20 protein-coding genes are annotated in these 21,043 nt (G+C 66.6%); 13 read left to right on the top strand and 7 right to left on the bottom strand.

Annotated elements, in window-relative coordinates; translation table 11 throughout:
• Positions 1-170: 170 nt before the first annotated feature.
• The 3 genes from hglS to CYJ10_RS33330 form a co-directional block, all read right to left on the bottom strand.
• Entirely contained in the window at positions 171-1,526 is a 1,356-nt protein-coding gene (gene hglS, locus CYJ10_RS33340) for a 2-oxoadipate dioxygenase/decarboxylase HglS (RefSeq protein WP_101685709.1), read from the bottom strand.
• A 136-nt stretch (positions 1,527-1,662) separates the two neighbouring features.
• Positions 1,663-2,574, bottom strand: coding sequence for a LysR substrate-binding domain-containing protein (locus CYJ10_RS33335; protein WP_101685708.1), 912 nt, complete (start codon positions 2,572-2,574; stop codon positions 1,663-1,665).
• A 69-nt stretch (positions 2,575-2,643) separates the two neighbouring features.
• Positions 2,644-3,534, bottom strand: a complete 891-nt coding sequence (locus CYJ10_RS33330) for an RNA polymerase sigma-70 factor (RefSeq protein WP_101685707.1) — start codon at positions 3,532-3,534, stop codon at positions 2,644-2,646.
• A 186-nt stretch (positions 3,535-3,720) separates the two neighbouring features.
• Between CYJ10_RS33330 and CYJ10_RS33325 the strand changes: the two genes are divergently transcribed.
• Complete coding sequence (locus CYJ10_RS33325) at positions 3,721-4,047, top strand: hypothetical protein (RefSeq protein WP_101685706.1); 327 nt, start codon at positions 3,721-3,723, stop codon at positions 4,045-4,047.
• A 110-nt stretch (positions 4,048-4,157) separates the two neighbouring features.
• Here the strand turns inward: CYJ10_RS33325 and CYJ10_RS33320 are convergent, their stop codons facing one another.
• The gene (locus CYJ10_RS33320; protein ID WP_101685705.1) at positions 4,158-5,834 is read right to left on the bottom strand and encodes a thiamine pyrophosphate-binding protein; all 1,677 of its coding nucleotides are present in this window, start codon (positions 5,832-5,834) and stop codon (positions 4,158-4,160) included.
• A 272-nt stretch (positions 5,835-6,106) separates the two neighbouring features.
• Here CYJ10_RS33320 and CYJ10_RS33315 point away from each other — a divergent pair, with 272 nt between their 5' ends.
• Genes CYJ10_RS33315 through CYJ10_RS33295 form a run of 5 tightly spaced genes read left to right on the top strand, consistent with a single transcriptional unit; the run spans position 6,107 to position 10,877 of the window.
• Positions 6,107-7,102, top strand: coding sequence for a Bug family tripartite tricarboxylate transporter substrate binding protein (locus CYJ10_RS33315; protein WP_101685704.1), 996 nt, complete (start codon positions 6,107-6,109; stop codon positions 7,100-7,102).
• Between the two features lie 2 nt (positions 7,103-7,104).
• Positions 7,105-8,199, top strand: coding sequence for a malate/lactate/ureidoglycolate dehydrogenase (locus CYJ10_RS33310; RefSeq protein ID WP_101685703.1), 1,095 nt, complete (start codon positions 7,105-7,107; stop codon positions 8,197-8,199).
• A gap of 15 nt (positions 8,200-8,214) precedes the next feature.
• Positions 8,215-9,006, top strand: a complete 792-nt coding sequence (gene garL / locus CYJ10_RS33305; protein WP_101685702.1) for a 2-dehydro-3-deoxyglucarate aldolase — start codon at positions 8,215-8,217, stop codon at positions 9,004-9,006.
• 24 nt (positions 9,007-9,030) lie between these two features.
• Positions 9,031-9,930, top strand: a complete 900-nt coding sequence (locus tag CYJ10_RS33300) for a 2-hydroxy-3-oxopropionate reductase (RefSeq protein ID WP_101685701.1) — start codon at positions 9,031-9,033, stop codon at positions 9,928-9,930.
• A gap of 8 nt (positions 9,931-9,938) precedes the next feature.
• The gene (locus CYJ10_RS33295) at positions 9,939-10,877 is read left to right on the top strand and encodes a LysR family transcriptional regulator (protein WP_101685710.1); all 939 of its coding nucleotides are present in this window, start codon (positions 9,939-9,941) and stop codon (positions 10,875-10,877) included.
• A gap of 89 nt (positions 10,878-10,966) precedes the next feature.
• Here CYJ10_RS33295 and CYJ10_RS33290 read toward each other — a convergent pair whose 3' ends face one another.
• Complete coding sequence (locus CYJ10_RS33290; RefSeq protein ID WP_101685700.1) at positions 10,967-11,314, bottom strand: hypothetical protein; 348 nt, start codon at positions 11,312-11,314, stop codon at positions 10,967-10,969.
• A 250-nt stretch (positions 11,315-11,564) separates the two neighbouring features.
• On the opposite strand from CYJ10_RS33290, the gene CYJ10_RS33285 reads away from it, so the two are divergent.
• The gene (locus CYJ10_RS33285) at positions 11,565-12,053 is read left to right on the top strand and encodes a GFA family protein (protein ID WP_101685699.1); all 489 of its coding nucleotides are present in this window, start codon (positions 11,565-11,567) and stop codon (positions 12,051-12,053) included.
• Positions 12,054-12,204: 151 nt separating this feature from the next.
• Positions 12,205-13,542 (top strand): PQQ-dependent sugar dehydrogenase, encoded by a 1,338-nt coding sequence (locus CYJ10_RS33280; protein WP_101685698.1) that lies wholly within the window; start codon positions 12,205-12,207, stop codon positions 13,540-13,542.
• Between the two features lie 107 nt (positions 13,543-13,649).
• Here CYJ10_RS33280 and CYJ10_RS33275 read toward each other — a convergent pair whose 3' ends face one another.
• Complete coding sequence (locus tag CYJ10_RS33275; protein WP_101685697.1) at positions 13,650-14,714, bottom strand: porin; 1,065 nt, start codon at positions 14,712-14,714, stop codon at positions 13,650-13,652.
• Positions 14,715-14,912: 198 nt separating this feature from the next.
• Between CYJ10_RS33275 and CYJ10_RS33270 the strand changes: the two genes are divergently transcribed.
• Both CYJ10_RS33270 and CYJ10_RS33265 read left to right on the top strand, forming a co-directional pair.
• Entirely contained in the window at positions 14,913-15,614 is a 702-nt protein-coding gene (locus CYJ10_RS33270; protein ID WP_101685696.1) for a response regulator, read from the top strand.
• Positions 15,611-17,029: a sensor histidine kinase gene (locus CYJ10_RS33265; protein WP_101685695.1), complete on the top strand. Its 1,419-nt coding sequence runs from the start codon at positions 15,611-15,613 to the stop codon at positions 17,027-17,029. The genes CYJ10_RS33270 and CYJ10_RS33265 overlap by 4 nt, the downstream gene beginning before the upstream one ends.
• Positions 17,030-17,062: 33 nt before the next feature.
• Here the strand turns inward: CYJ10_RS33265 and CYJ10_RS33260 are convergent, their stop codons facing one another.
• Positions 17,063-17,506, bottom strand: coding sequence for a MarR family winged helix-turn-helix transcriptional regulator (locus CYJ10_RS33260; RefSeq protein WP_101685694.1), 444 nt, complete (start codon positions 17,504-17,506; stop codon positions 17,063-17,065).
• A gap of 134 nt (positions 17,507-17,640) precedes the next feature.
• On the opposite strand from CYJ10_RS33260, the gene CYJ10_RS33255 reads away from it, so the two are divergent.
• The 3 genes from CYJ10_RS33255 (at position 17,641) to CYJ10_RS33245 (ending at position 20,933) form a co-directional block, all read left to right on the top strand.
• Positions 17,641-19,188: a DHA2 family efflux MFS transporter permease subunit gene (locus CYJ10_RS33255; RefSeq protein ID WP_257993649.1), complete on the top strand. Its 1,548-nt coding sequence runs from the start codon at positions 17,641-17,643 to the stop codon at positions 19,186-19,188.
• A 64-nt stretch (positions 19,189-19,252) separates the two neighbouring features.
• Positions 19,253-19,498, top strand: coding sequence for an FmdB family zinc ribbon protein (locus CYJ10_RS33250; protein ID WP_101685692.1), 246 nt, complete (start codon positions 19,253-19,255; stop codon positions 19,496-19,498).
• A 136-nt stretch (positions 19,499-19,634) separates the two neighbouring features.
• Positions 19,635-20,933: an Nramp family divalent metal transporter gene (locus CYJ10_RS33245; protein WP_101685691.1), complete on the top strand. Its 1,299-nt coding sequence runs from the start codon at positions 19,635-19,637 to the stop codon at positions 20,931-20,933.
• Positions 20,934-21,043 lie beyond the last annotated feature (110 nt).

Below are 21,043 nucleotides of genomic sequence, written 5' to 3'. Positions count from 1 at the left end.
TTCCAGACGCAGGCTCATAGTGTCTCGTGTGTTCCAAGGCATGGTTTGAACCTCCGGACGGCAAACCGTCCGGAAGTGTCAACCATGTCCTCGCACACCTGTCACCTATGTGTCCGGTCTGAACACCCGCAGGCGGGAGAGGGGAGAAAACCGGTGGCATGGCGAGCGGATCAAGCCAACCCCAGCGCCTTCAGTGCCGTGTCCAGCGATGCCTGCTGCGCTGCGGCGTACAGCGCCAGTTCGTCGCTGACCGTTGCACCCAGGGCCTGCTCGAAGGCCGCGCGGTTGGGCGATGCCTGCAGGTCGTCGCGGTTTTCGTCGCCCAGGTTCGACTGGAAGATGCCGGCGGCGCTGACGGGCAGGAAGTCTTCGTACGTAATCGGCTCGGCCACCAGCGCCCCGGCGGCGATCAGTGCTTCCACATCGCCGCCATCGGCCGCCGCGTTGCCGACCGCATACCGGTAGTACGCCAGGCCCTGCTGGCGCAGCGCCTGGTGATCGTCCGGGAAGGCCTGGAAGACATCGCCCAGCGTCTGGCGATAGGCGTCGGCGTTCGATCCATCGCCAGCCGGGGTGATGACCTTGCGCACTTCGTTCAGCAGTTCGTCGTACAGCTTGCGGCCCTTGGCAGTCAGCGCCACGCCACGTTGCTCGATCTCGCCGAAGCGGGCCGTGTGCGTGCCGGCCTCGCCGCCATCGCGGAAGGTGACCGGTTCGCTCAGGGCCAGGAAACTGGTCTGGCGCAGCAGGATCGGGCAACGGCGCGTGGGCGGCCCTTCCACCACGGCCTTGGGGCTAATGCCGCGGGCGGGCATCTGCGTCTGGACGATATCGATGTCCAGCGTGCGCGGCGTCAGGTGGTTGATGTGCGGCCCGGGGAAGCACACGATGTCGGCGATCAGCGGATGCGTCTTGCGCAGCTTCCAGTACAGGTCGGCGTCGACGGTGGACTTGCCGTGCCAGCGGAACGTCTCCAGCGCCTCGGCCACGAAGCGGGCGGCGTCTTCGGCGGCCAGGCCGCCCTGCTGCTCGGCGCGCTCGATCAGTGCCAGGCAGCCCGGCGTGAAGATCGACCGCGTGGCCAGCACGGCCGCGGCGGCGTCGCGCAGCGTGGCGTCCTGAATCAGGTCCAGGCGCAGCAGCGACGTGAATACGCGGAACGGGTTTTCGGCCAGGCCGTCGGTGTCCTTCGGCCGGAACGCCGTGGAATGGACCGGCACGCCGGCTACGGACAAGTCGTAGTAGCCCACCGGGACCATGCCCATCACGCCGAACAGGCGACGGATCGTGGCCAGTTCGGCGGGGGTGCCCACGCGGATGGCGCCGTGGCGCTCCACCTCGATGCGCGATTCCTGGCCGGCTGCACCGGCGGCAGCGGCGCCGACACTGGCGAGCACCTCGGCGTTGACGTCTGACACCAGCGCCATCAGCGTGCCGTACTGCGGCACCTCGGCACGGTACATATCGGACATGGCGCGCGAGAACTGGGCGCGGATCTGGCTGGGGGACGTGAAGACGGCAGACATGTTGTGTTGGGGACGACGGCGTGACGGAAAAGAGCCGCCAAGTGTGGTGGGACGGCTGCGGGGCGACAAGCGATTTTTTTGGCTGACTTGATGCGGTTATCGCATCAACTTGATGCCCAGTCTGATTGCGACAGCCCTACGTACCCTCGCACTGCCGCAGCAGCCAGTCGGCAAACAGCGCCGCCTTGTCGCGCTCGGTGCCGTCGCCGGGTTTGGTCTGCCGATAGGTCAGGAAATACGCACCATTCCGGCCAGAGCCGGGCGCTCCGTCGAACGGCAGCGCCGCCAGCCGGCCGCTTTCGATCTCCGTGCGCACCATCATTTCTGGCAAAACGGCGATGCCGAGCCCGCAGATGGCGGCGCCCGTGACCATCGTGAACAGGTCATAGCGCGGCCCCAGACGGGCGCGGCGCCGGATCGTCTCGTCGTCGCCGCCGAACCAGTCCGGCCAGGCATCGGGCCGGCTGGCCAGATGCAGCAGCGGCAGTTTCAGCAGATCTTCGCGCTCGCGCAGCGGCACGTCCTGCAACCGTTGCGGGCTGCAGACCGGAATCGACGGGCCCTCTTCCAGCAGCTTTGCGGACGGATGCCCGTCCCACGGGTCATCGCCAAAATAGATGGCCGCGTCGAACAACGAATCGGCAAAGTGGAACGGCTCGGGACGCGCGTGGATATTGACGACGATGCGTGGATGTTCGGCGCGGAAGCCAGCCAGGCGCGGAATCAGCCATTGGGTGGCGAAGGTGGGCACCACGGCAAGTTCCAGCACCTCCATGCCGCCGGCGCGCGACGCCAGATCCTTGGTGGCGCGTTCGATGGCCTTCAGCTCGGCGCGGATGTCGCGCACATAGCGGTCGCCGTCGGGGGTCAGCACCACGCGCTGGCGCACCCGCTCGAAGAAGCGCACGCCTAGCCGCTCCTCCAACGCCTGGATCTGCCGCGAAATCGCGCTTTCGGTGACGTTCAGTTCGGCGGCGGCGCGCGTGAAACTGCCAAGTCGGGCAGCGCACTCGAGCATCTGGAGTGCGATCAGGCTGGGCAGGCGCATGGTTCAGGCGGTGGCAATCGAGAAGGGAAATCGGGAAGGCAAATCAGCGACCACAATCGGAGAGGGCCATCACGGGCGCGCGATGGCGGCCAGGATGCGCTGCAGCTTGTCGGGATTGCGCTGCGCGTGGATGCCCACGATGCGCTCGCCATCGGTTTCGATGCTCTGGGCCGATTCGAGCTGGCCATCGACAAAGCGCAGCAGCGCCCACTGGCCATTGAGCACCACCATCTGCACGTGCACGGCCTGCCCGCGCCGCTGCGCCGCGAAGAAGACCTGCGCGATCTTGCCGCCGCCGACCACCGGCTTCGGAAAGCTCGACACCTTGCCGCCGCCATCGCCGATCAGCGTGGCTTCGTCCGCCAGCAGGACGCGAATGGCATCGAAGGTGCCCTGCTCCAGCGCCTGGGCGAACCGGCGCACCAGGTTCAGGTGCGCGTCCTTGCGCACGGGCGGGTGCGGCCGGGCATCGCGCAACTGGGCCTTGGCGCGGCTGACCAGCTGGCGGCAGGCTGCCTCGCTCTTGCCGATGACCGCTGCCACCTCGGCGTAGTCGGCGTCGAACACTTCGCGCAGCAGGAAGGCCGCGCGCGCTTCGGGCGTCAGGCGTTCCAGCAGGAACAGGAACGCCACCGACACATCGTCGGCGCGCTCGTAAATGGCTTCGGGGGTGTCCGTGCTTTCCGTCAGCAGCGGCTCGGGCAACCAGATACCCGCGTAATGCTCTCGCTGGAGCTTGGCCGCGCGCAGGTGATCGATGGCCAGCCGGGTGGTCACGGACACCAGCCAGGCTTCGGCATTGTCGATCGCGGCGCGATCGGTGGCGTGCCAGCGCAGCCAGGCATCCTGCACCACATCCTCGGCCTCGGCCACGGCGCCGAGCATGCGGTAGGCGATGGCCTGCAGGCGTGGGCGAAGCCGGTCGAAGGTCTGGGTGGAATCGGGGGGATGCGCGCTCATGGCGTGAGGGATGCTCCGGTGGGCTGCCATTGTGGCACCGGCGCCCTATCCCCGTCTCGCGTGGCGTCTGACTGCGGCCTTGAAATTTCCGAACTACTGTATATATTTACAGTGTACTGTACGGATAAACAGTACCTGATCGTATCGGGATGGATTGAACAGTGTCGGAACCTTCGGAGCCCTGAAATGGAACACCTGATCCGTGTGCAGCATGAATATGACCGCCAGGTACTGGTCTGGCTACGCGGACGCATTGGCGACGCCGCCCTGGTGTCGGCCGCCCGCCGCACCGCCGCGGATGGAAAAAAGCCTTATCTGTCAACGATTTGCCGCCTGCTGAACATTCGGCCGCCGTCGCGCCGCAGCTTTGCCGACGAGGCCCGCAAGACCCATCGGGCGGTGGGCGAGCGCTATCTGGCACAGATCCGCCAGATTCTGGCCAAGCCGGTGGCCCAGCGTGCGCAAGGCAAAACGGCCGGGCATGACGCCCAGCCGCAAGGTGCGCTCTTCTGACTCTTCCTTAAGCGCCTTTCAGACGTCGCTGAGGTTTAGTCCGAATTATTGAAATCCTATAATTTTGACTAAACCGCGCATACATCACTTTTTACTTCGCCCCGCCCTGCTTATTTCGGCAGTTCGGTCACGCGCATCGCGGGCGTGATCTGCAGCGGGTCGGTCACCAGTTCCAGCACGGCCGGCTTGCCGGCCTGCTGGGCCCGCGCGAAGGCGGCGGCGAAGTCTTCGGTCCGTTCCACTCGTTCCGCCCAGGCGCCGCAAGCCTTCGCCATTTCCACGAAATCCGGATTGACGATGGCCGTGCCGCTCTGGCGGCCCGGGTAGCGGCGCTCCTGGTGCATCCGGATCGTGCCGTACATGCGGTTGTTCACCAGGATCACGATCAGGTTCACGCCGTGGGCGGCGGCCGTGGCGATTTCCTGCGGATACATCAGGTAGCAGCCATCGCCGGCAAAGCACACCACGGTTTTTTCCGGATGGCGCAGCTTGGCGGCGATGGCGGCCGGCAGGCCGTAGCCCATCGCGCCGCAGGTCGGCGCCAGTTCCGTACGGGGGCGCTTGTAGGCATAGAAGCGGTGCAGCCAGACCGTGTAGTTGCCGGCCCCGTTGGACAGCATGGCGTCATCGGGCAGCACCTGGTTCAGGTGAGCCATGGCGGCGGCCATGTCCACGCCGGTCAGTTCCGCGTGCGGCTTCGGCGGCGTGACAAAGGCTTCGTGGTCGGCGCGCGCGCCGGCGGTCCAGTCCTTCCAGGGTACCGAGGCGGGTGCGGCCAGCGATGCCAGCATCGCCGCGCCCGGCTCCACGCCGGCGTGGATGGGCAGCGCAGCCTGGTAGACGCGGCCCAGCTCGAAGCTGTCGGCATGGATATGCACGAGCTTCTGCTTCGGCTGCGGCACCTCCAGCAGCGAATAGCTGTCGGTGGCGATATCGCCAAGCCGCGTACCGAAGGCCACGATCAGGTCGGCCGTCTTCACGCGTTCGGCCAGCTTGGGACTCACGCCCAGGCTCAGGTGGCCCACGTAGTGCGGGTCGCGGTTGTCGATCACGTCCTGGCGGCGGAAGGCGCAGGCCACGGGCAAGTCCCAGGCCTTCACGAACGCAGCGAAGTCGCGCACGGTCTGGTCGGTCCAGTTGGCGCCGCCGGCAATCACCAGCGGACGCTGGGCCGCGGCCAGCGCGGCCGCCAGCGCCTGGGCGTCCTCGGGGCGCGGTGCGGCGGCCACGCTGCGGTACGGCGCCGCGTCGGCCACTTCCACCAGGCCGTCGAGCACATCCTCGGGCAGCGCCAGCACCACCGGGCCCGGGCGGCCCGACGTGGCCACCTGGAAGGCACGTGCCAACATCTCCGGAATGCGTGCCGGATCGTCGATCTCGGCCGCCCACTTGCACATCGACCCGAACACGGCCGCGTAGTCCACCTCCTGGAATGCCTCGCGGCCCTTGTGCTCGCGGGCAATCTGGCCAACGAACAGGATCATCGGCGTGGAGTCCTGCTGGGCGATATGCACGCCGATGCTGCCATGCGTGGCGCCGGGGCCGCGCGTCACGAAGCAGATGCCGGGACGGCCCGTCAGCTTGCCGTCGGCCTCGGCCATGTTGGCGGCCGCGCCTTCGTGCTTGCAGACCACCAGGTCGATGGCCGGCTGGTCGTGCAGCGCGTCCAGGACATCGAGAAAGCTCTCGCCCGGCACGCAGAAGATGCGTTCGGTGCCATGGATGCGCAGTTGGTCTACAAGTACGCGGCCGCCGGTGCGGGCCTTCTGGGAAGTGGTAGAGGTCATGTCGAGCGTTTGGCGCGGGTCGGCGCGTATGGGCTTGTTTATCGGAATGTCTGCAATTGTTCCGTTTGACGTGCGCGGCTGCGCGGCCTATCGTGCATTTCTGTTATGCAAATTCTGCAAGTCGCCGGTGCTTCTGGCCGTGTAGATTTGCGGACGAGGCGCAGCACAAGACGCCCCGCCTGACATGCGTTTCCGGCCGGAAACTGTCAGACAGAACGGCAGCCTGCCATGGGACTGCCGCACACGAACGTTCGCGCTACAGGAGACATGATATGAATTTTCCCCATCGCCTGATGCGGCCGATGCTGGCCGTGCTTTGTACCGGATGCATGGCCGTCGCCACGCAGGCCGGCGCCCAGGGTGCCGATCACTACCCCAGCAAGCCCATCACCTACGTGGTGCCGTTTGCCGCCGGTGGCACCACCGACCTGCTGGGCCGCCTGATCGGCCAGCGGTTGTCGCAGGTACTGGGGCAGTCCGTGGTGGTGGAGAACCGCGCCGGCGCAGGCGGCAATATCGGCTCCGACTACGTGGCCAAGGCCCCGGCCGACGGCTACACGCTGCTGGGCGGCACCATCAGCTCGCACGCCATCAACGTGAGCCTGTACCCGAAGATGCCGTATGACCCGATCAAGAACTTCCAGCCCATCGCGCTGATCGGCACGCTGCCGAATGTGCTGGTGGTGAATGCCAGCAGCCCGTGGAAGAGCGTGCAGGACGTGGTCGCCGCCGCCAAGGCCAAGCCGGGCACGGTCAACTTCGGCTCGTCGGGCAACGGCACGTCGCAGCACCTGGCGGCCGAACTGTTCGCCAACATGGCGGGGCTGCGCATGACCCACGTGCCTTACAAAGGCAGCAGCCAGGCCGTGCAGGCGCTGCTGGGCAACCAGGTGGACCTGGTATTCGAGAACAGCGTTGCCGCCATGCCGATGATCCAGTCCGGCAAGTTCCGCGCGCTGGCCACCACCGGCGCCAAGCGCGCGGCCGAACTGCCCGACGTGCCGACCATGGCGGAGTCGGGCCTGAACGGCTACGAGATCGTGTCGTGGCAGGCCATCTTCGCGCCGGCCGGCACGCCCAAGCCCATCGTCGACAAGCTGTCGACCGAGATCGGCAAGATCATCCGCCAGCCCGACGTGCGCGCCAAGCTGGCGTCGATGGGCGTGGAACCGTCGGGCGCAGGCCCCACCGAACTGGGCAACTTCCAGAAGAGCGAAGTCGCCAAATGGGCAAACCTGATCAAGGTGGCCAATATTCACCTGGAGTAAGCATGAGTGATCACCGCATCCCGACTGCCGGCCTGCACCAATGGGTGGTGGACCTCTGGCTGGCGGCGGGCTCCGACGCCCGCGAGGCCAAGCTGACCGCCGATCACCTGGTGGGCGCGAACCTGTCTGGCCACGATTCGCATGGCGTGGGCATGATTCCCAAGTACGTGATGTCGTGGCAGGCCGACCAGCTCCAACTGAACCAGCAGGTCAGCGTGGTGCACGAGTCCGGCGGCATCCTGAGCCTGGACGGCAACCGGGGCATGGGCCAGGCCGTGACCGAGCAGGCGATGGGCCTGGGCATCGAACGCGCGAAGGAACATGGCGTGTGCGTGCTGGGCCTGCGCCAGTCGCACCATCTGGGCCGCGTGGGCCACTGGGCCGAACAGGCCACGGCGGCCGGCATGATTTCGATCCACTTCGTCAATGTGCTATCCAAGCCGATCGTGGCGCCGCATGGCGGCTACGACCCGCGCTTCGGCACCAATCCGTTCACGATTGGCGTGCCGGTGGCCGGCCAGCCGCCGCTGGTGCTGGACTTTGCCACCAGCGCCATCGCGCTGGGCAAGGTGCGCGTGGCCAACAACAAGGGCGTGCCGGTGCCGCCGGGCTGCCTGATGGACCCGCAAGGCCACCCCACCGACGACCCCGCCGTCATGTTTCCGCACCCCGGCACGCCGCAGGGCGCGCTGCGCACGTTCGGCGAGCACAAGGGCTACGTGCTGGCCGTGATGTGCGAACTGCTGGGCGCGGCCGTGACCGGCGGCCATACCATCCGCCCGGAAACGCTCACGCACGAGCACGCGGTCTGGAACAACATGCTGGCGATCATCTTCGATCCGGCACGGATGGGCAGCAGCACCACGTTCGGCCACGAGGTGGAGGCGTTTGTCGAATGGATGAAGGCGTCGCGCCTGCAGCCCGGCAACGACGCCATCCGCCTGCCCGGCGACCCCGAACGCGCCTGGCGCCGCGCCCGCGCCGAATACATTCCCGTGGACAGCAGCACGCTGACCCAGCTTGACGATGCCGCCGCACGCGTGCTGCAGGCCCGGGGCCAATCGCCCGGCCCGCTTTCCGCGCTGGCGGCCGACTGACCCAGGAGATAGACGATGTCCACTACCCCTCACCTGCCCCAGATCCATCCGCTGCCCAACAAGTTCCGGGCCGACGTGCTGGCGCGCAAGCGCCTGATCGGCCTGTGGAGTTCGCTGGGCCAGCCGGTGACCAGCGAGATCGTCGGCCTGGCCGGCTTCGACTGGATGTTGCTGGACGGCGAGCATTCGCCCAATGACGTGCTGACTTTCGCGCCGCAGCTGATGGCGCTCAAGGACAGCGTCAGCGCCCCCGTGGTGCGGCCGCCGTGGAACGACCCGGTGATGCTCAAGCGCCTGCTCGACATCGGCTTTTACAACTTCCTGATTCCGTTCGTGGAATCGGCCGAGGAAGCGCGCCGCGCCGTGCGCGCCACGCGCTATCCGCCCGACGGCATCCGGGGCGTGTCGGGCGCCCAGCGGCAGAACCGCTATGGCACGCTGCCGGACTTCTTCAAGACCATCAACGACAACATCTGCGTGCTGGTGCAGATCGAAAGCCGCAAGGGCGTGGAAGCGGCCGCCGAAATCTGTGCCGAACCCGGTGTGGACGGCATCTTCATCGGCCCGAACGACCTGGCCGCGGCCTACGGGCACCTGGGCAACCCGAACCACCCCGATGTACAGGCGGCGGTCAAACAGATCTACGATGCCGCCAACCAGGCCGGCAAGGCCATCGGCACGCTGACGCCGGTGGAAGCCGACGCCCGGCGCTACCTGGATATGGGCGCGCACTTCGTGGCGGTCGGCATCGACCACGTATTGCTGCGCGATGCGGCGCGCGCGCTGCGCGACCGCTTTGCGTCCTGAAGCCACATTCAACAGGAAGGAATCATGAGCAAGCTCGGATTTATCGGATTGGGGGTCATGGGCAAGCCCATGGCTGAACACCTGCAGGCTGGCGGCCATACCGTCTACGCGCACACGCGCAGCGGCGTGCCGCAGGAATTGCTCGATCGCGGCATGCAGCAGTGCGCCAGCGCCACCGAGGTGGCAAAACAGGCCGACATCATCTTTCTGATGCTGCCCGATACGCCTGACGTGGCGCGCGTGCTGTTTGGCGACAACGGCGTGGCCGCCGGCCTGGCCAAGGGCAAGATCGTGGTGGACATGAGTTCGATCTCGCCGATCGAGACGCGCGAGTTCGCCGCGAAGATCGAAAAGCTCGGCTGCGACTACGTGGATGCGCCGGTGTCCGGCGGCGAAGTCGGCGCCAAGGCGGCCACGCTGTCGATCATGGCCGGCGGCAAGCAGGACATCTACGACCGCGTGCTGCCACTGCTGCAACTGATGGGCAAGAACATCACGCTGGTAGGCAATGTCGGCGACGGCCAGGTGGCCAAGGTGGCCAACCAGGTGATCGTGGCACTGACCATCGAGGCCGTCAGCGAGGCGCTGGTGCTGGCCGCCAAGGCCGGCGCCGACCCGGCACGCGTGCGCCAGGCGCTGATGGGCGGTTTTGCCAGTTCCAAGATTCTGGAAGTCCACGGCGAACGCATGATCAAGCGTACGTTCAACCCGGGCTTCCGCATCGAACTGCATCAGAAGGACCTGAACCTGGCGCTGTCCACGGCGAAGCAGCTCGGCCTGGGCATGCCCAACACGGCGTCGACGCAGCAGCTGTTCAACGTCTGCGTGGCGCAGGGCGGCGCGGGCTGGGATCATTCGGGGCTGGTCAAGGCCATCGAGCACCTGTCGTCGTTCGCCATCGGCGACACGCCCAAGCCTGCCTGATGACCACCATGTCGGCCGCGCTGAATTCCGACGACCTGGCGTGCTTTGTCTGCGTGGCCAACACGCAGAGCATTTCGCGCGCCGCGCTGGAGCTTGGCGCCGACCAGTCGACGGTCAGCCGGCAGATCGCACGGCTGGAGGCTGCGCTCGATACCCGGCTGTTTCACCGCAGCGGCCGGGGCGTAGTGCTGACCGAAGCCGGCACCACGCTGCTGGGCTACGCGCGGCAGGTGGCCGCCACGTTGTCCGAGGCCCGCGCGGCAGTGCGGGCGTCCACGGCGCAAGGGCCAGCGCAACTGGTCATCGCGGCGCAGCCCACCATCGCCAATACCGCGTTCGCGGCCATCGGCACGGCACTCAAGGCGCGCTTTCCCGCCACGAAGATCCGCTTTGTGGAAGGCCTGGCCAACCCGGTACTGGCGTGGCTGGCGGCCGGCGATATCGACGTCGCCCTGCTCTACCTGCCTGAACAGCAGGGCGCGCTCAAGGTGGACGTGCTGCTGGAAGAAGACCTGACGCTGGTCACGCCCACGTCATGGAGCCACCTGGGCCCCAACTTCCAGGCCCGGCGACTGGGCGACGTACCGCTGATCCTGCCCAGCACGTCGCACGGACTGCGCGTGCTGGCGGAATCGCTGGCGGCGCGCGTCGGCACCACGCTGAACATGGCGATGGAGTGCGATGCATCGAATACCGTGGCGATGCGGCTGGTGGAAGACGGCTGCGGCGCCACGCTGCTGCCGTTTGCCGCCGTGGCAGACCGCGTGGCCCAGGGCCGGCTGCATTCGGCGCGACTGGTGGACCCGGTGGTGACGCGTCAGGTGGCGATGACCACGGCGCGCAATCGGCCGGTGGTGCCGGAGTTATGGGACATCATGCAGACGGTGCGGCAGTCGGTACGCAATATCGTGATGTCGGGGGCGTGGCCGGGGGCGCGGCTGGTGTAGCGCTGATGCCCGATGGTTGTGCTCCCGGCCGGTTTGCTCCCCTCTCCCGTGCATGGAAGAGGGGCGCCCATCATCGGGCGACGCAAGCCTTACTGCTTCGTCGTACCGCTTTGCAGTTCGGCCTTGGCCGTCTCGTCGGCGGCCTTCTTGGCGTCCTTGCGCTCCGACTTGGCGCTATTCACGTCCTTCTTGTATTCGCCCTTGGCCGCCTTCTTCTCGGCCTTGTACTGGTCGTTGGCGGCCTTGCGGGACTCGCGGCGTTCCACGAGCGGGTCCTTCGGCGGCTGGACCTGCGTCGTGACCGGCGGGGCCGCAGTCGTGATATCGGCCGGCGCTGCCGGCGTCTGTGCCGTCTGTGCGAAGGCGGTGATAGAGATCATGCCGGCTGCCAGGGCGCCAATCAGAGTCGTGGTGCGAAGGGTTCGTTGCTTGGACATATGAGACCTCTCAGGTGGTTGTTGTCGAAAACGACGGGTGCGTTGTTTCCCACCGCGTGCCCAGTTTAGAAGTCACATGGTGCCCCGTGTGCCGCATTCACACATCTCCTTACAAAACCTCTTCCGCACTGACAGACAACGCCTGACAACACCACGGTTTCTGGCAAATCTTGCGATTTTCGACGCTTGAATGACGCCGACGCGTCGCCCACACTGAACCGCATCGACCACCGATTCCAAGGGAGTTGCCATGCATCTCGACGGTTCGTGCCAGTGCGGCGCCGTGCGGTTCAGCCTTGAGTCCGATTCGCCCTACCCCTACATGCATTGCCATTGCTCGATCTGCCGCAAGACCGGCGGCAGCGGCGGCTATGGCATCAACCTGGGCGGCGATGCCCACACGCTGCGCGTGGCAGGACAGGAGCACGTGGCGCATTTCCACGCCGTGATCCGCGAGCCGGGCAAGCGGACGGTGCGATCCAAGGGATACCGTCACTTCTGCAAACTGTGCGGCAGCCCGCTGTGGATGTGGGACCCACGCTGGCCCGACCTGGTCCATCCGTATGCAGGGGCCATCGATACGCCGCTGCCCACGCCGCCCGATGTCGTGGAGGCCGGTCTCGATTACGTGGCGCCGTGGGTCGATGTGCCGCGCGGCAAGGGCCATCGCCACGTGGGCACCTGGCCACATGAATCGCTGCACGAATGGCACGCGCGCCATGACCTGCTGAAATCGTGACGAAGCCAGCGCCAAGGCGGCGCGGACGGCATTGCCGAAGCCCGCGCCAACCGGGTCGGACGGCCCCCGACAGGGTCTTGCACCGGCGCTGACATACATCGCGCAAGTGCCCTCCTATGCTCGAATCAGACAAGGCATCTGGGAGCCCGCCATGCGCGACTATCGCCAATATCTGATTTATCCGGTGGCATCGCTGTTCGCGATCGTGGCGGTCACGCTGCTGGTGGGCTGCGGCGAATCGGCCAAACTACCCGATACGGCGGGCATAGGCCCAAGCCCGCAATTGCCGGCGCCGCACAAGACGTTCATTCCGACCATCCATATCGCCCCGGCCGAAGGCTGGAAGGACGGCAGGATGCCCGTGGCGGCCGACGGCATGCGCGTGGCGGCCTTTGCCGACAAGCTCGACCACCCGCGCTGGATTTATGTGCTGCCGAACGGCGACGTACTGGTGGCCGAAACCAACGCGCCGCCCAAGCCCGACGACCACAAGGGCATCCGGGGCTGGATCATGAAGAAGACGCAGGAGCGCGCGGGGGCCGGCACGCCCAGCGCCAACCGCATCACGCTGCTGCGCGACACCAACGGCGACGGCGTGGCCGACCAGAGATCGGTGTTTCTTCAAAACCTGCATTCGCCGTTCGGCATGGTCCTGGTGGGCAATGACTTCTATGTCGCCGATACCGATGCCGTGCTGCGGTTTCCCTATGCGCCGGGCCAGACCAGCATCACCGCGCCGGGCCAGAAGCTGATAGACCTGCCCGCCGGCACGATCAACCACCACTGGACCAAGAACATCATCGCCAGCCCCGACGGCAGCAAGCTGTATGTCACGGTGGGATCTAACAGCAATGCGGGAGAGAACGGCATCGACAAGGAAGCCGGCCGCGCCGCCATCTGGGAAGTCGATCGACAGACCGGCCAGCATCGTATTTTCGCCAGCGGCTTGCGCAATCCGAACGGTATGGCCTGGGAGCCGACCACCAAGGCGCTCTGGACATCCGTCAATGAGCGCGACGAAATCGGCAGCGACCTGGTGCCCGACTACATCACGTCGGTGCGCGATGGCGGCTTCTATGGATGGCCGTTCAGCTATTACGGCCAGCATGTGGACGAACGCGTGAAGCCGGCCGCCCCCGACATGGTGGCCAAGGCCATCGTGCCGGACTACGCGGTGGGCGCGCACACGGCGTCGCTGGGCATGACCGGCGCATCGGGCAACAGCCTGTTGCCGCAGTTCCACGACGGCATGTTCGTGAGCCAGCACGGCTCCTGGAATCGCAAGCCGCGCGCGGGCTACAAGGTCATCTTCGTGCCGTTCGACCAGGGCAGGCCGCGTGGCGCGCCGTTCGACGTGCTGACCGGCTTTCTGGACCAGGACGGCCATGCGCAGGGACGCCCCGTGGGCGTGGCAGTCGACAAGACCGGCGGGCTGCTGGTGGCCGACGACGTTGGCAACGTGGTCTGGCGTGTGAGCGCCGCGAAGTAGCGCGCTGGGGATTTCACTGCAGAAGCGGGCTCTGAAACGAAAAACCGGCGGCGCGAGCCCCTCGCACCGCCGGAAGGCCGCCCACCACGGCAGCCTGGAAACAACGATCAGAAGCGGTGCTGCAGGCCCGCCGTCACACCGACCTGATTGTTGGCATAGCCAACGAAATCGCGCGAGACACTCACTGACTGACCGTTGCGCGCCTTGGCGTACGCTGCGGACAGGTACGCTGAGGTGCGTTTGGAAAGATTGTACTGAGCGCGCATGGAGATCATGATCGGATCGCCGTCCGTGTCGCCCTTGATGTTCTGCTTGTAGACCGCGCCATACAGCGTGAAGGCTGGCGTGAAGTCGTACGCGGCGCCCACCCAGTACATGTCGCTCAATTGCTTGGCGGCCGTCGTGGTGAACGTCTTGCGGTAATTACGATAGCCGGCGTACACCGACAGCGGGCCAAAATTATAGCTGGCGCCGGCGTGGATGCCCTGGATGTAGTCGGTGCTGTCGGCCGGCGTGGTGCTGGCGCCCGCGCCCATCTGGCGATCCCAGGTCACGGCCGCGGCAAAGTTGCCCGCGTTGTAGCCCAGGCCCAGATCGTATTTCGACGAACTCTTGTAGCTGCCCGGCACTTCACCGAACGCCATCGTGCCGCCCACCTTGATCGGGCCGAACTGGCCGTCGTAGCGCACGATGTTGGTCGAACGCGAGAACATGCCGTCCTTGCGGCCGCCCGTGGCCGTCGACGACGTGGCCCACGAGTAGTTCGGCGCGTAACCCATCGGGTCGAACGGCAGCATGAAGTCATAGGTCGTGGTGAAGTCACGGCCCAGGCGGATGCTGCCAAGGTTCTTGTCCTGCAGGCCCACGTAGGCGCGGCGATCGAACAGCGTGTTGTCGGTGTCGAGCTTGCCGGTGTCGATGGCGATACCCGATTCCAGCGTGAAGATGGCCTTCAGGCCGCCACCCAGGTCTTCGGTACCACGCAGCCCCCAGCGCGACGTGTTCTTGCCGCCCGAGGTCATTTTCACCAGGGAATTGCCGTTGGCGCTGGCATGGTTCACGTACTCGATGCCCGAATCCACCAGGCCATACAGCGTCACGCTCGATTGCGCCGCCGCGCCGCCCGATACCACGCAACCCAACGCGGCCAATGCCACTGCCTTCCGTTTCATCCTCAGTCTCCTTTGTTGTTCTGTGTGTAGTGAACGGAGCGGATGGTATGGGGGCCTCACTTTCAGTTCGCTTTCGATACCCTTTCGATTTTTGCCGTGGGGGATGCACCACGATTGGGAGTTTCCCCATCTAGGCACCGGCGCCGGTAACGGGTATCACTCCAGCGCCATATCCGTAGACCCTGCTGCCGTAGCCCCATGCGTATCCTGCTTGCCGAAGACAACCTGAAACTGGCCGCCTCCCTGACGGAATCGCTGAGCCAGAGCGGCTTCACCGTCGACTGCATGCACGACGGGGCCAGCGCCGATCACCTGTTGACGACGCAAGACTACGCGCTGGCCATCCTCGACATCGGCATGCCGCGCCTGGACGGCCTGGAAGTGCTGCGCCGCCTGCGCGCGCGCCGCAACTCGCTGCCGGTGCTGATCCTGACCGCCCACGGATCGGTGGAAGACCGCGTGCGCGGCCTGAACCTGGGCGCCGACGACTACCTGGCCAAGCCCTTTGCCCTGACCGAACTCGAAGCCCGCGCCCGGGCGCTGATCCGGCGCAGCCACGGCCACGACCGCACCGAACTGGCGTGCGGCCCGCTGCACTACGACAGCGTGAGCCGCGCCTTCACGCTCAACGACGAGCTGCTGCAACTGACCGGCCGCGAACGCGCCGTGCTGGAGATCCTGCTATTGCGCGACGGCCGCGCGGTCAACAAGGCCGCCCTGTCCGAGAAAATCTTCGGCATCGACGAATCGGTCAACGCGGACGCCATCGAGATCTACGTCTACCGCCTGCGCAAGAAGCTGGAAGGCTCCGGCGTCAGCATCGTCACGCTGCGCGGCCTGGGCTATCTGCTCGAAGCGCAGGACACCACTGCGGCCGCCGGCGCGGGTCCGCGCGCATGAAGACCGGCAGCCTGCGGCTGCAACTGACGCTCTGGCTGCTGCTACCCCTGCTGGTGCTGCTGGCGCTCGACGCCTGGCTGACCGACCGGCGTGCCATGTCTGCCGCCCACCAGGCCTTCGACCGCACCCTGGCGGCATCGCTGAAGGCCATGCGCGAAGGCATCAAGCTGCGCGACGGCCGCGTAGAGGTAGAGGTGCCCTATCTGGCGCTGGAAGTCTTCGATGCCGAGGCGGGATCGCGCGTCTACTACAAGATCCGCGACGAGCACGGCACCACGATCACCGGGTACGACGACCTGCCCATGCCGCCGGGCCCCGTACGCTCGCTCTATCGCACGCAGTTCTACGATGCCGACTTCCGCGGCACGCCCGTCCGCATGGCCGCGATGGCGCTGCCGCTGCACGATGTGCGCTCCGCGCGTACGCAGATGGTTTGGGTGCTGGTAGCCGAATCCACCGAGCCGCGCGAGCATCTGGCCAACGAAATCCTGATGGGGTCGCTGCTGCAGGAACTGATGCTGGTCAGCCTGGCGCTGGTGATCGTCTGGTTCGGCGTGCGACGCGGCCTGCGGCCGCTTCAGCGGCTGTCGGACACCGTGGCGGCGCGCGGCCCCGATGACCTCGACCCCATCGGCGATACCACGCTGCCAGTGGAAATCCGGCCGCTGGTCACCGCCGTGAACCAGTACGTGGCGCGGTTGCACCGCATGGTGCAGGGGCGCAAGCGATTCTTTGCCGATGCCGCCCACCAGTTGAAGACCCCGCTGGCGGTCATCCAGGCCGAATCGGAACTGGCGCTGCGCGAAACGGACCTGGCCGGCGTGCGCGGACACGTGGCGCGGCTCAATGGATCGGTCCGGCAGGCGGCAAAGGAAGTGGCGCAATTGCTATCGCTGTCGCGGCTCGAAACCGACAGCGGCTACGCGCCCACGCTACGCCCGCTGCGCCTGGGCCCGCTGGCGCAACAGGTGGCGCTGGACTGGGCGCCCATGGCCCGCCAGCAAGGCGTCGACCTGGGGTTCGATGGCGATAGCGATAGCGATACCCATACCGACAGCGGTAGCGGTAGCGGCAGCGGCAGCGGCGCCGAATTCAGCGGACAGCCGGAACTGCTGCAGGAACTGATCGGCAACCTGATCGACAACGCCGTGCGCTATGCGGGGCCGGGCGCCGTGGTGACGGTACGCGTGGCCGGGCGCAGGTTGCTGGTGGAGGACAACGGCCCCGGCGTGGCGCCGTTCGAGCGCGAATCGGTCTTCAAGCGCTTTTACCGCGGTGAGACCAGCGCCAGCCGCGAAGGCAGCGGCCTGGGCCTGTCCATCGTCCGCGAAATCGCGCGGCTGCACGGCGCCACCGTGGCGCTGGCCGACACGCACGGCGGCGGGCTGACGGTGGTGGTGGATTTTCCGGGCTGACCGCAGCAAATGGCGGCGGCACGCGGCAGCGCCTTATCCCTGCTGGGGCCGGGACAAATTGGCGCGGGCGCGTCGTAGAAATTCGACGAATTGCTCGGACTCGGCTTCGGTAAAGCCTTCCAGCGCCTGGCCGGTCACCACATCGCCCACATTCTGTGCCGCGTCCAGTGCCTGGTCGGCCTTTTCCGTCATCTGCACCATGCGCTCGCGGCGATCTTCCGGATTGGGGCGACGCGCAATCCACCCACCCTCTTCCATGCGGTCGAGCAGCCGGCCGGCCGAAATCGGCGCCACTTCCATCAGGTCCGCCAGGGCCGCCTGGTTCATTTCGCCGTGATACGACAGGTAGGCCAGCGCCCGGTACTGGGCGCGTGTGAGGTCCAGCGTGGAGCGCGACAGGTCATCGAACCGCTTGCCGGACAGCCGGCCCACGTCCGACACCAGAAAGCCGAAGCGCTTTTCAAGATTCTTTTCCATGCGCGGGATTATAGGGAGTCGCGCGGTTCGGATTGGTGTCGAAAACCCTGAATCGCACACTTGTGCCACGACCTGCCACATCGCCATATAATAAGCACGCTTACTAATTAGACGAACTCCCCCCTCCCGCCCCCATGTCCTCCGTGGTTTCCGCGCCTGCCGCAGCAACCGGCCAGCCGATCAACCGGCCCATGATCACGTTGTCGATCATGCTCGCCACGTTGATCCAGACCCTCGACAGCACCATCGCCAACGTGGCGCTGCCCCATATGCAGGGCACGCTGTCAGCCTCGCAGGACGAAATCACCTGGGTGCTGACCTCGTATATCGTGGCCGCCGCCATCGCCACGCCGCTGACCGGCTGGCTGTCCGACCAGCTCGGTGTCAAACGGCTGTTGGCGATCTCGATTGGCGGATTTACGGTGGCTTCGGCGCTCTGCGGCATGGCCGACTCGTTGACGCAGATCGTGGCCGCCCGGCTGCTGCAGGGCGTTTTCGGGGCCGCGCTGGTGCCGCTATCGCAATCGATCCTGCTCGACATCAATCCGCCGTCGCGCCAGGGCCAGGCCATGGCCGTCTGGGGCATGGGCGTGATGGTCGGGCCAATCCTGGGCCCCACGCTGGGCGGCTGGCTCACCGACAGCTACAACTGGCGCTGGGTGTTCTTTATCAATGTGCCGATTGGGGCATTTGCGCTGTTCGGCGTGCTGTCCACGCTGCCCAACCGCGCGCCGGCCCGCAGCATGCGCTTCGACGCCTTCGGCTTTGCCACGCTGAGCCTGGCGATTGGCGCGCTGCAGGCCATGCTCGACCGTGGCGAGCAGCTCGACTGGTTCAGCTCGCTGGAAATCCGCATCGAGGCGCTGGTCTGCGTGATCGCCTTCGCCTATTTCGTGGTGCATACGGCCACGGCCGGATCGCGATCGTTCTTCCGCTCGGCGCTGCTCAAGGACCGCAACTTCGTTACCGGCGCGTGCTTCATCTTCGTGATCGGCGCGGTGATGTACGCCACCCGCGCACTGCTGCCGCCAATGCTGCAGAACCTGATGGGCTACCCGGTAGCCACCACCGGCCTGGTCACCGCGCCGTCGGGCATCGGCACCATGATCGCGATGATGCTGGCAGGCCGCCTGCTGCGCCGCGTAGATGCCCGGCTGCTGTTGCTGGCCGGCTTTCTGGTTTCGGCATTCGCGCTCTGGCAGATGATGGGCTACACGATCGTGCTGTCGGTCTCCGATATCGTCTGGCCCGGCGTGATCCAGGGGTTCGGACTCGGGCTGGTATTCGTGCCGCTGTCCGCGCTGACGTTTTCGACGCTGACGCCGGCGCTGCGCGCCGATGGCACGGCCACCTACAGCCTGATGCGCAATATCGGCAGCAGCATCGGCATTTCGCTGATCCAGACCTTGATGACGCGCAACACCCAGGTCGCGCACAGCGACCTCGTCGCGCACGTCAACCCGTACAACCCGGCCCTGCAGTCGATGCTCTCGCACGGCTCGCGCGTGGACATCGCGCTGCTGAACCAGACCATCAACCAGCAGGCCGCCATGATTGCCTACCTGAACGACTTCAAGGCGATGTTCATTGCCACGCTGGTGGTGGTGCCGCTGATCCTGCTGATCCGCCCCGGCCGCAAGCCCGCCGACGACGACAACCTTGCCCACGCGGCGATGGATTGAGCTAAGCTGGTCGCCAATCTGGCCCTCACGCTGGCCCAACGCTGGCCCCGCCCCTGGAGCGGCAATGCCGACCTACGACTACCGATGCCCAACCTGCGGCGATTTCTCTGAACTTCGCCCGATCGCGCGCCGCGACGATCCCGCTGTCTGCCCCGCCTGCGGCCAGAGCGCGTCACGCGCCCTGGTGGCGGCGCCAGGCCTGGCCGGCGGCAGCACGGAAGGCGGCGGAGCGAGCCACGGCGCGTCGTGCGCCTGCTGCGGCCCGGTCAAGCTGGCTGGCCGCGCCAGTGGTGGCGGGTGGAGCCGCTGAAGGCTGACGCTTATTCCACCGGGCGAAGGCGAAAGCAATCCCCCAATTAGGCAAAGCCAATTGGGAACGATTCTCAAGAACGTCCTAGAATGCAGCATGGGGGTCACCCGGCCCCACGTGATCGACCCACGACACCATGCCGCCGTCACCTATCGACACCGTTACCCTGCCCGCCGCGCAGCCGCCGCAGCGGTCGCGCCTTGCTTTCCTGGGCGCGGGCGCGCTCGTGGCCGTGGGGTATATGGACCCGGGCAACTGGGCCACGGCCATTGCGGGCGGGGCCAAGTACGGCTACAGCCTGCTGATCGTGATTGCGCTGTCGAGCCTGGTGGCGATGCTGCTGCAGTGGATCGCCGCCCGTGTGGGCGTAGTGACCGGGCGTGACCTGGCCCAGCTCTGCCGCGAACGCTTTCCCCGGCGCGTGACCATCGGGCTGTGGGTGGCCAGCGAGATCGCGATCATTGCCTGCGATGTGGCGGAGGTGGTCGGCAGCGCGGTGGCCCTGCAGCTGCTGTTCCACGTCAAGCTTTGGGTGGGCGTGCTGATCGCCGCCGTTGTGACACTCGTCATGCTGGCCGTGCAGCGTTATGGCCAGCGCACCATGGAAGCCATGGTGGCCGGGCTGATCCTGCTGGTGGCCCTGTGTTTCGTGGCCCAGCTGGCGATGGCCCAGCCCGAATGGGCTGCGGTGCTGGGCGGTCTGGCACCGTCCGCCGATCTGGTGCGCGATGCGGGCATGCTGTGGCTGGCGGCCGGCATTGTCGGCGCCACGGTGATGCCGCACAACCTCTATCTGCACTCCTCGCTGGTGCGCCGCTTCACGCCGCCGCCGGGCAGTCGCGTGGCACGGCGCCGGTCCTTTGCCGAAATCCTGCGCGGCATGAGCCTGGATACGTTCGGCTCGCTGGGCTTCGCCTTCCTGATCAATGCGGCGCTGCTGATCCTGGCTGCCTCGGTGTTCCACGCCAACGGGCTGACCGATGTGGAAGACCTGGCCGACGCGCACCGGCTGCTGGCGCCGCTGCTGCACTCCGACCTGGCCAGCCTGCTCTTTGCCGTGGCGCTGCTGGCGTGCGGCCTCAACTCGACGCTGACCGGCACATTGGCCGGCCAGGCCGTCATGGAGGGCTTTCTCGACCTGCGCATGTCGCGCATGCGTCGCGCGCTGCTGACCCGTGCCGTGGCCATCGTGCCGGCGCTGGCCGCCGTCTGGGTGTTCGGGGAGCACGGTTCCGCCAGCCTGCTGGTGGCCAGCCAGGTCGTGCTCAGCCTGACCCTGCCGCTTGCGGTGGTGCCGCTGATCCTGTTTGGGGCCGACCGCCACCTGATGGGTGCGTGGCGCGTGCGCGGCGTGCCGCTGGCGCTGGCGGGTGCATCGGCCATCGTCATCATCCTGCTCAACGTGGCGCTGCTGTGGCAGACAGCGCTGGGCTAGGCACGGGTCTGCCCGCCCCTACACCGCTTCCGTTTCGCTGACGTCGTCACGTTCGTTGACCCAGATGCCGCGGCGCGCCAGGATGCTGGCCGGCGCGGCGGGCCGCTGAT

Source organism: Cupriavidus pauculus (assembly GCF_002858765.1).
Classification (GTDB): domain Bacteria; phylum Pseudomonadota; class Gammaproteobacteria; order Burkholderiales; family Burkholderiaceae; genus Cupriavidus; species Cupriavidus pauculus_B.
This window is presented reverse-complemented; position numbering and strand designations above follow the sequence as displayed.

What these genes read in the sequence shown, in the direction of transcription:
- hglS (WP_101685709.1), bottom strand. Translation starts at nt 1,526, where the DNA reads ATGTCTGCCGTCTTCACGTCCCCCAGCCAGATCCGCGCCCAGTTCTCG.
- CYJ10_RS33335 (WP_101685708.1), bottom strand. Translation starts at nt 2,574, where the DNA reads ATGCGCCTGCCCAGCCTGATCGCACTCCAGATGCTCGAGTGCGCTGCC.
- CYJ10_RS33330 (WP_101685707.1), bottom strand. Translation starts at nt 3,534, where the DNA reads ATGAGCGCGCATCCCCCCGATTCCACCCAGACCTTCGACCGGCTTCGC.
- CYJ10_RS33325 (WP_101685706.1), top strand. Translation starts at nt 3,721, where the DNA reads ATGGAACACCTGATCCGTGTGCAGCATGAATATGACCGCCAGGTACTG.
- CYJ10_RS33320 (WP_101685705.1), bottom strand. Translation starts at nt 5,834, where the DNA reads ATGACCTCTACCACTTCCCAGAAGGCCCGCACCGGCGGCCGCGTACTT.
- CYJ10_RS33315 (WP_101685704.1), top strand. Translation starts at nt 6,107, where the DNA reads ATGAATTTTCCCCATCGCCTGATGCGGCCGATGCTGGCCGTGCTTTGT.
- CYJ10_RS33310 (WP_101685703.1), top strand. Translation starts at nt 7,105, where the DNA reads ATGAGTGATCACCGCATCCCGACTGCCGGCCTGCACCAATGGGTGGTG.
- garL (WP_101685702.1), top strand. Translation starts at nt 8,215, where the DNA reads ATGTCCACTACCCCTCACCTGCCCCAGATCCATCCGCTGCCCAACAAG.
- CYJ10_RS33300 (WP_101685701.1), top strand. Translation starts at nt 9,031, where the DNA reads ATGAGCAAGCTCGGATTTATCGGATTGGGGGTCATGGGCAAGCCCATG.
- CYJ10_RS33295 (WP_101685710.1), top strand. Translation starts at nt 9,939, where the DNA reads ATGTCGGCCGCGCTGAATTCCGACGACCTGGCGTGCTTTGTCTGCGTG.
- CYJ10_RS33290 (WP_101685700.1), bottom strand. Translation starts at nt 11,314, where the DNA reads ATGTCCAAGCAACGAACCCTTCGCACCACGACTCTGATTGGCGCCCTG.
- CYJ10_RS33285 (WP_101685699.1), top strand. Translation starts at nt 11,565, where the DNA reads ATGCATCTCGACGGTTCGTGCCAGTGCGGCGCCGTGCGGTTCAGCCTT.
- CYJ10_RS33280 (WP_101685698.1), top strand. Translation starts at nt 12,205, where the DNA reads ATGCGCGACTATCGCCAATATCTGATTTATCCGGTGGCATCGCTGTTC.
- CYJ10_RS33275 (WP_101685697.1), bottom strand. Translation starts at nt 14,714, where the DNA reads ATGAAACGGAAGGCAGTGGCATTGGCCGCGTTGGGTTGCGTGGTATCG.
- CYJ10_RS33270 (WP_101685696.1), top strand. Translation starts at nt 14,913, where the DNA reads ATGCGTATCCTGCTTGCCGAAGACAACCTGAAACTGGCCGCCTCCCTG.
- CYJ10_RS33265 (WP_101685695.1), top strand. Translation starts at nt 15,611, where the DNA reads ATGAAGACCGGCAGCCTGCGGCTGCAACTGACGCTCTGGCTGCTGCTA.
- CYJ10_RS33260 (WP_101685694.1), bottom strand. Translation starts at nt 17,506, where the DNA reads ATGGAAAAGAATCTTGAAAAGCGCTTCGGCTTTCTGGTGTCGGACGTG.
- CYJ10_RS33255 (WP_257993649.1), top strand. Translation starts at nt 17,641, where the DNA reads ATGTCCTCCGTGGTTTCCGCGCCTGCCGCAGCAACCGGCCAGCCGATC.
- CYJ10_RS33250 (WP_101685692.1), top strand. Translation starts at nt 19,253, where the DNA reads ATGCCGACCTACGACTACCGATGCCCAACCTGCGGCGATTTCTCTGAA.
- CYJ10_RS33245 (WP_101685691.1), top strand. Translation starts at nt 19,635, where the DNA reads ATGCCGCCGTCACCTATCGACACCGTTACCCTGCCCGCCGCGCAGCCG.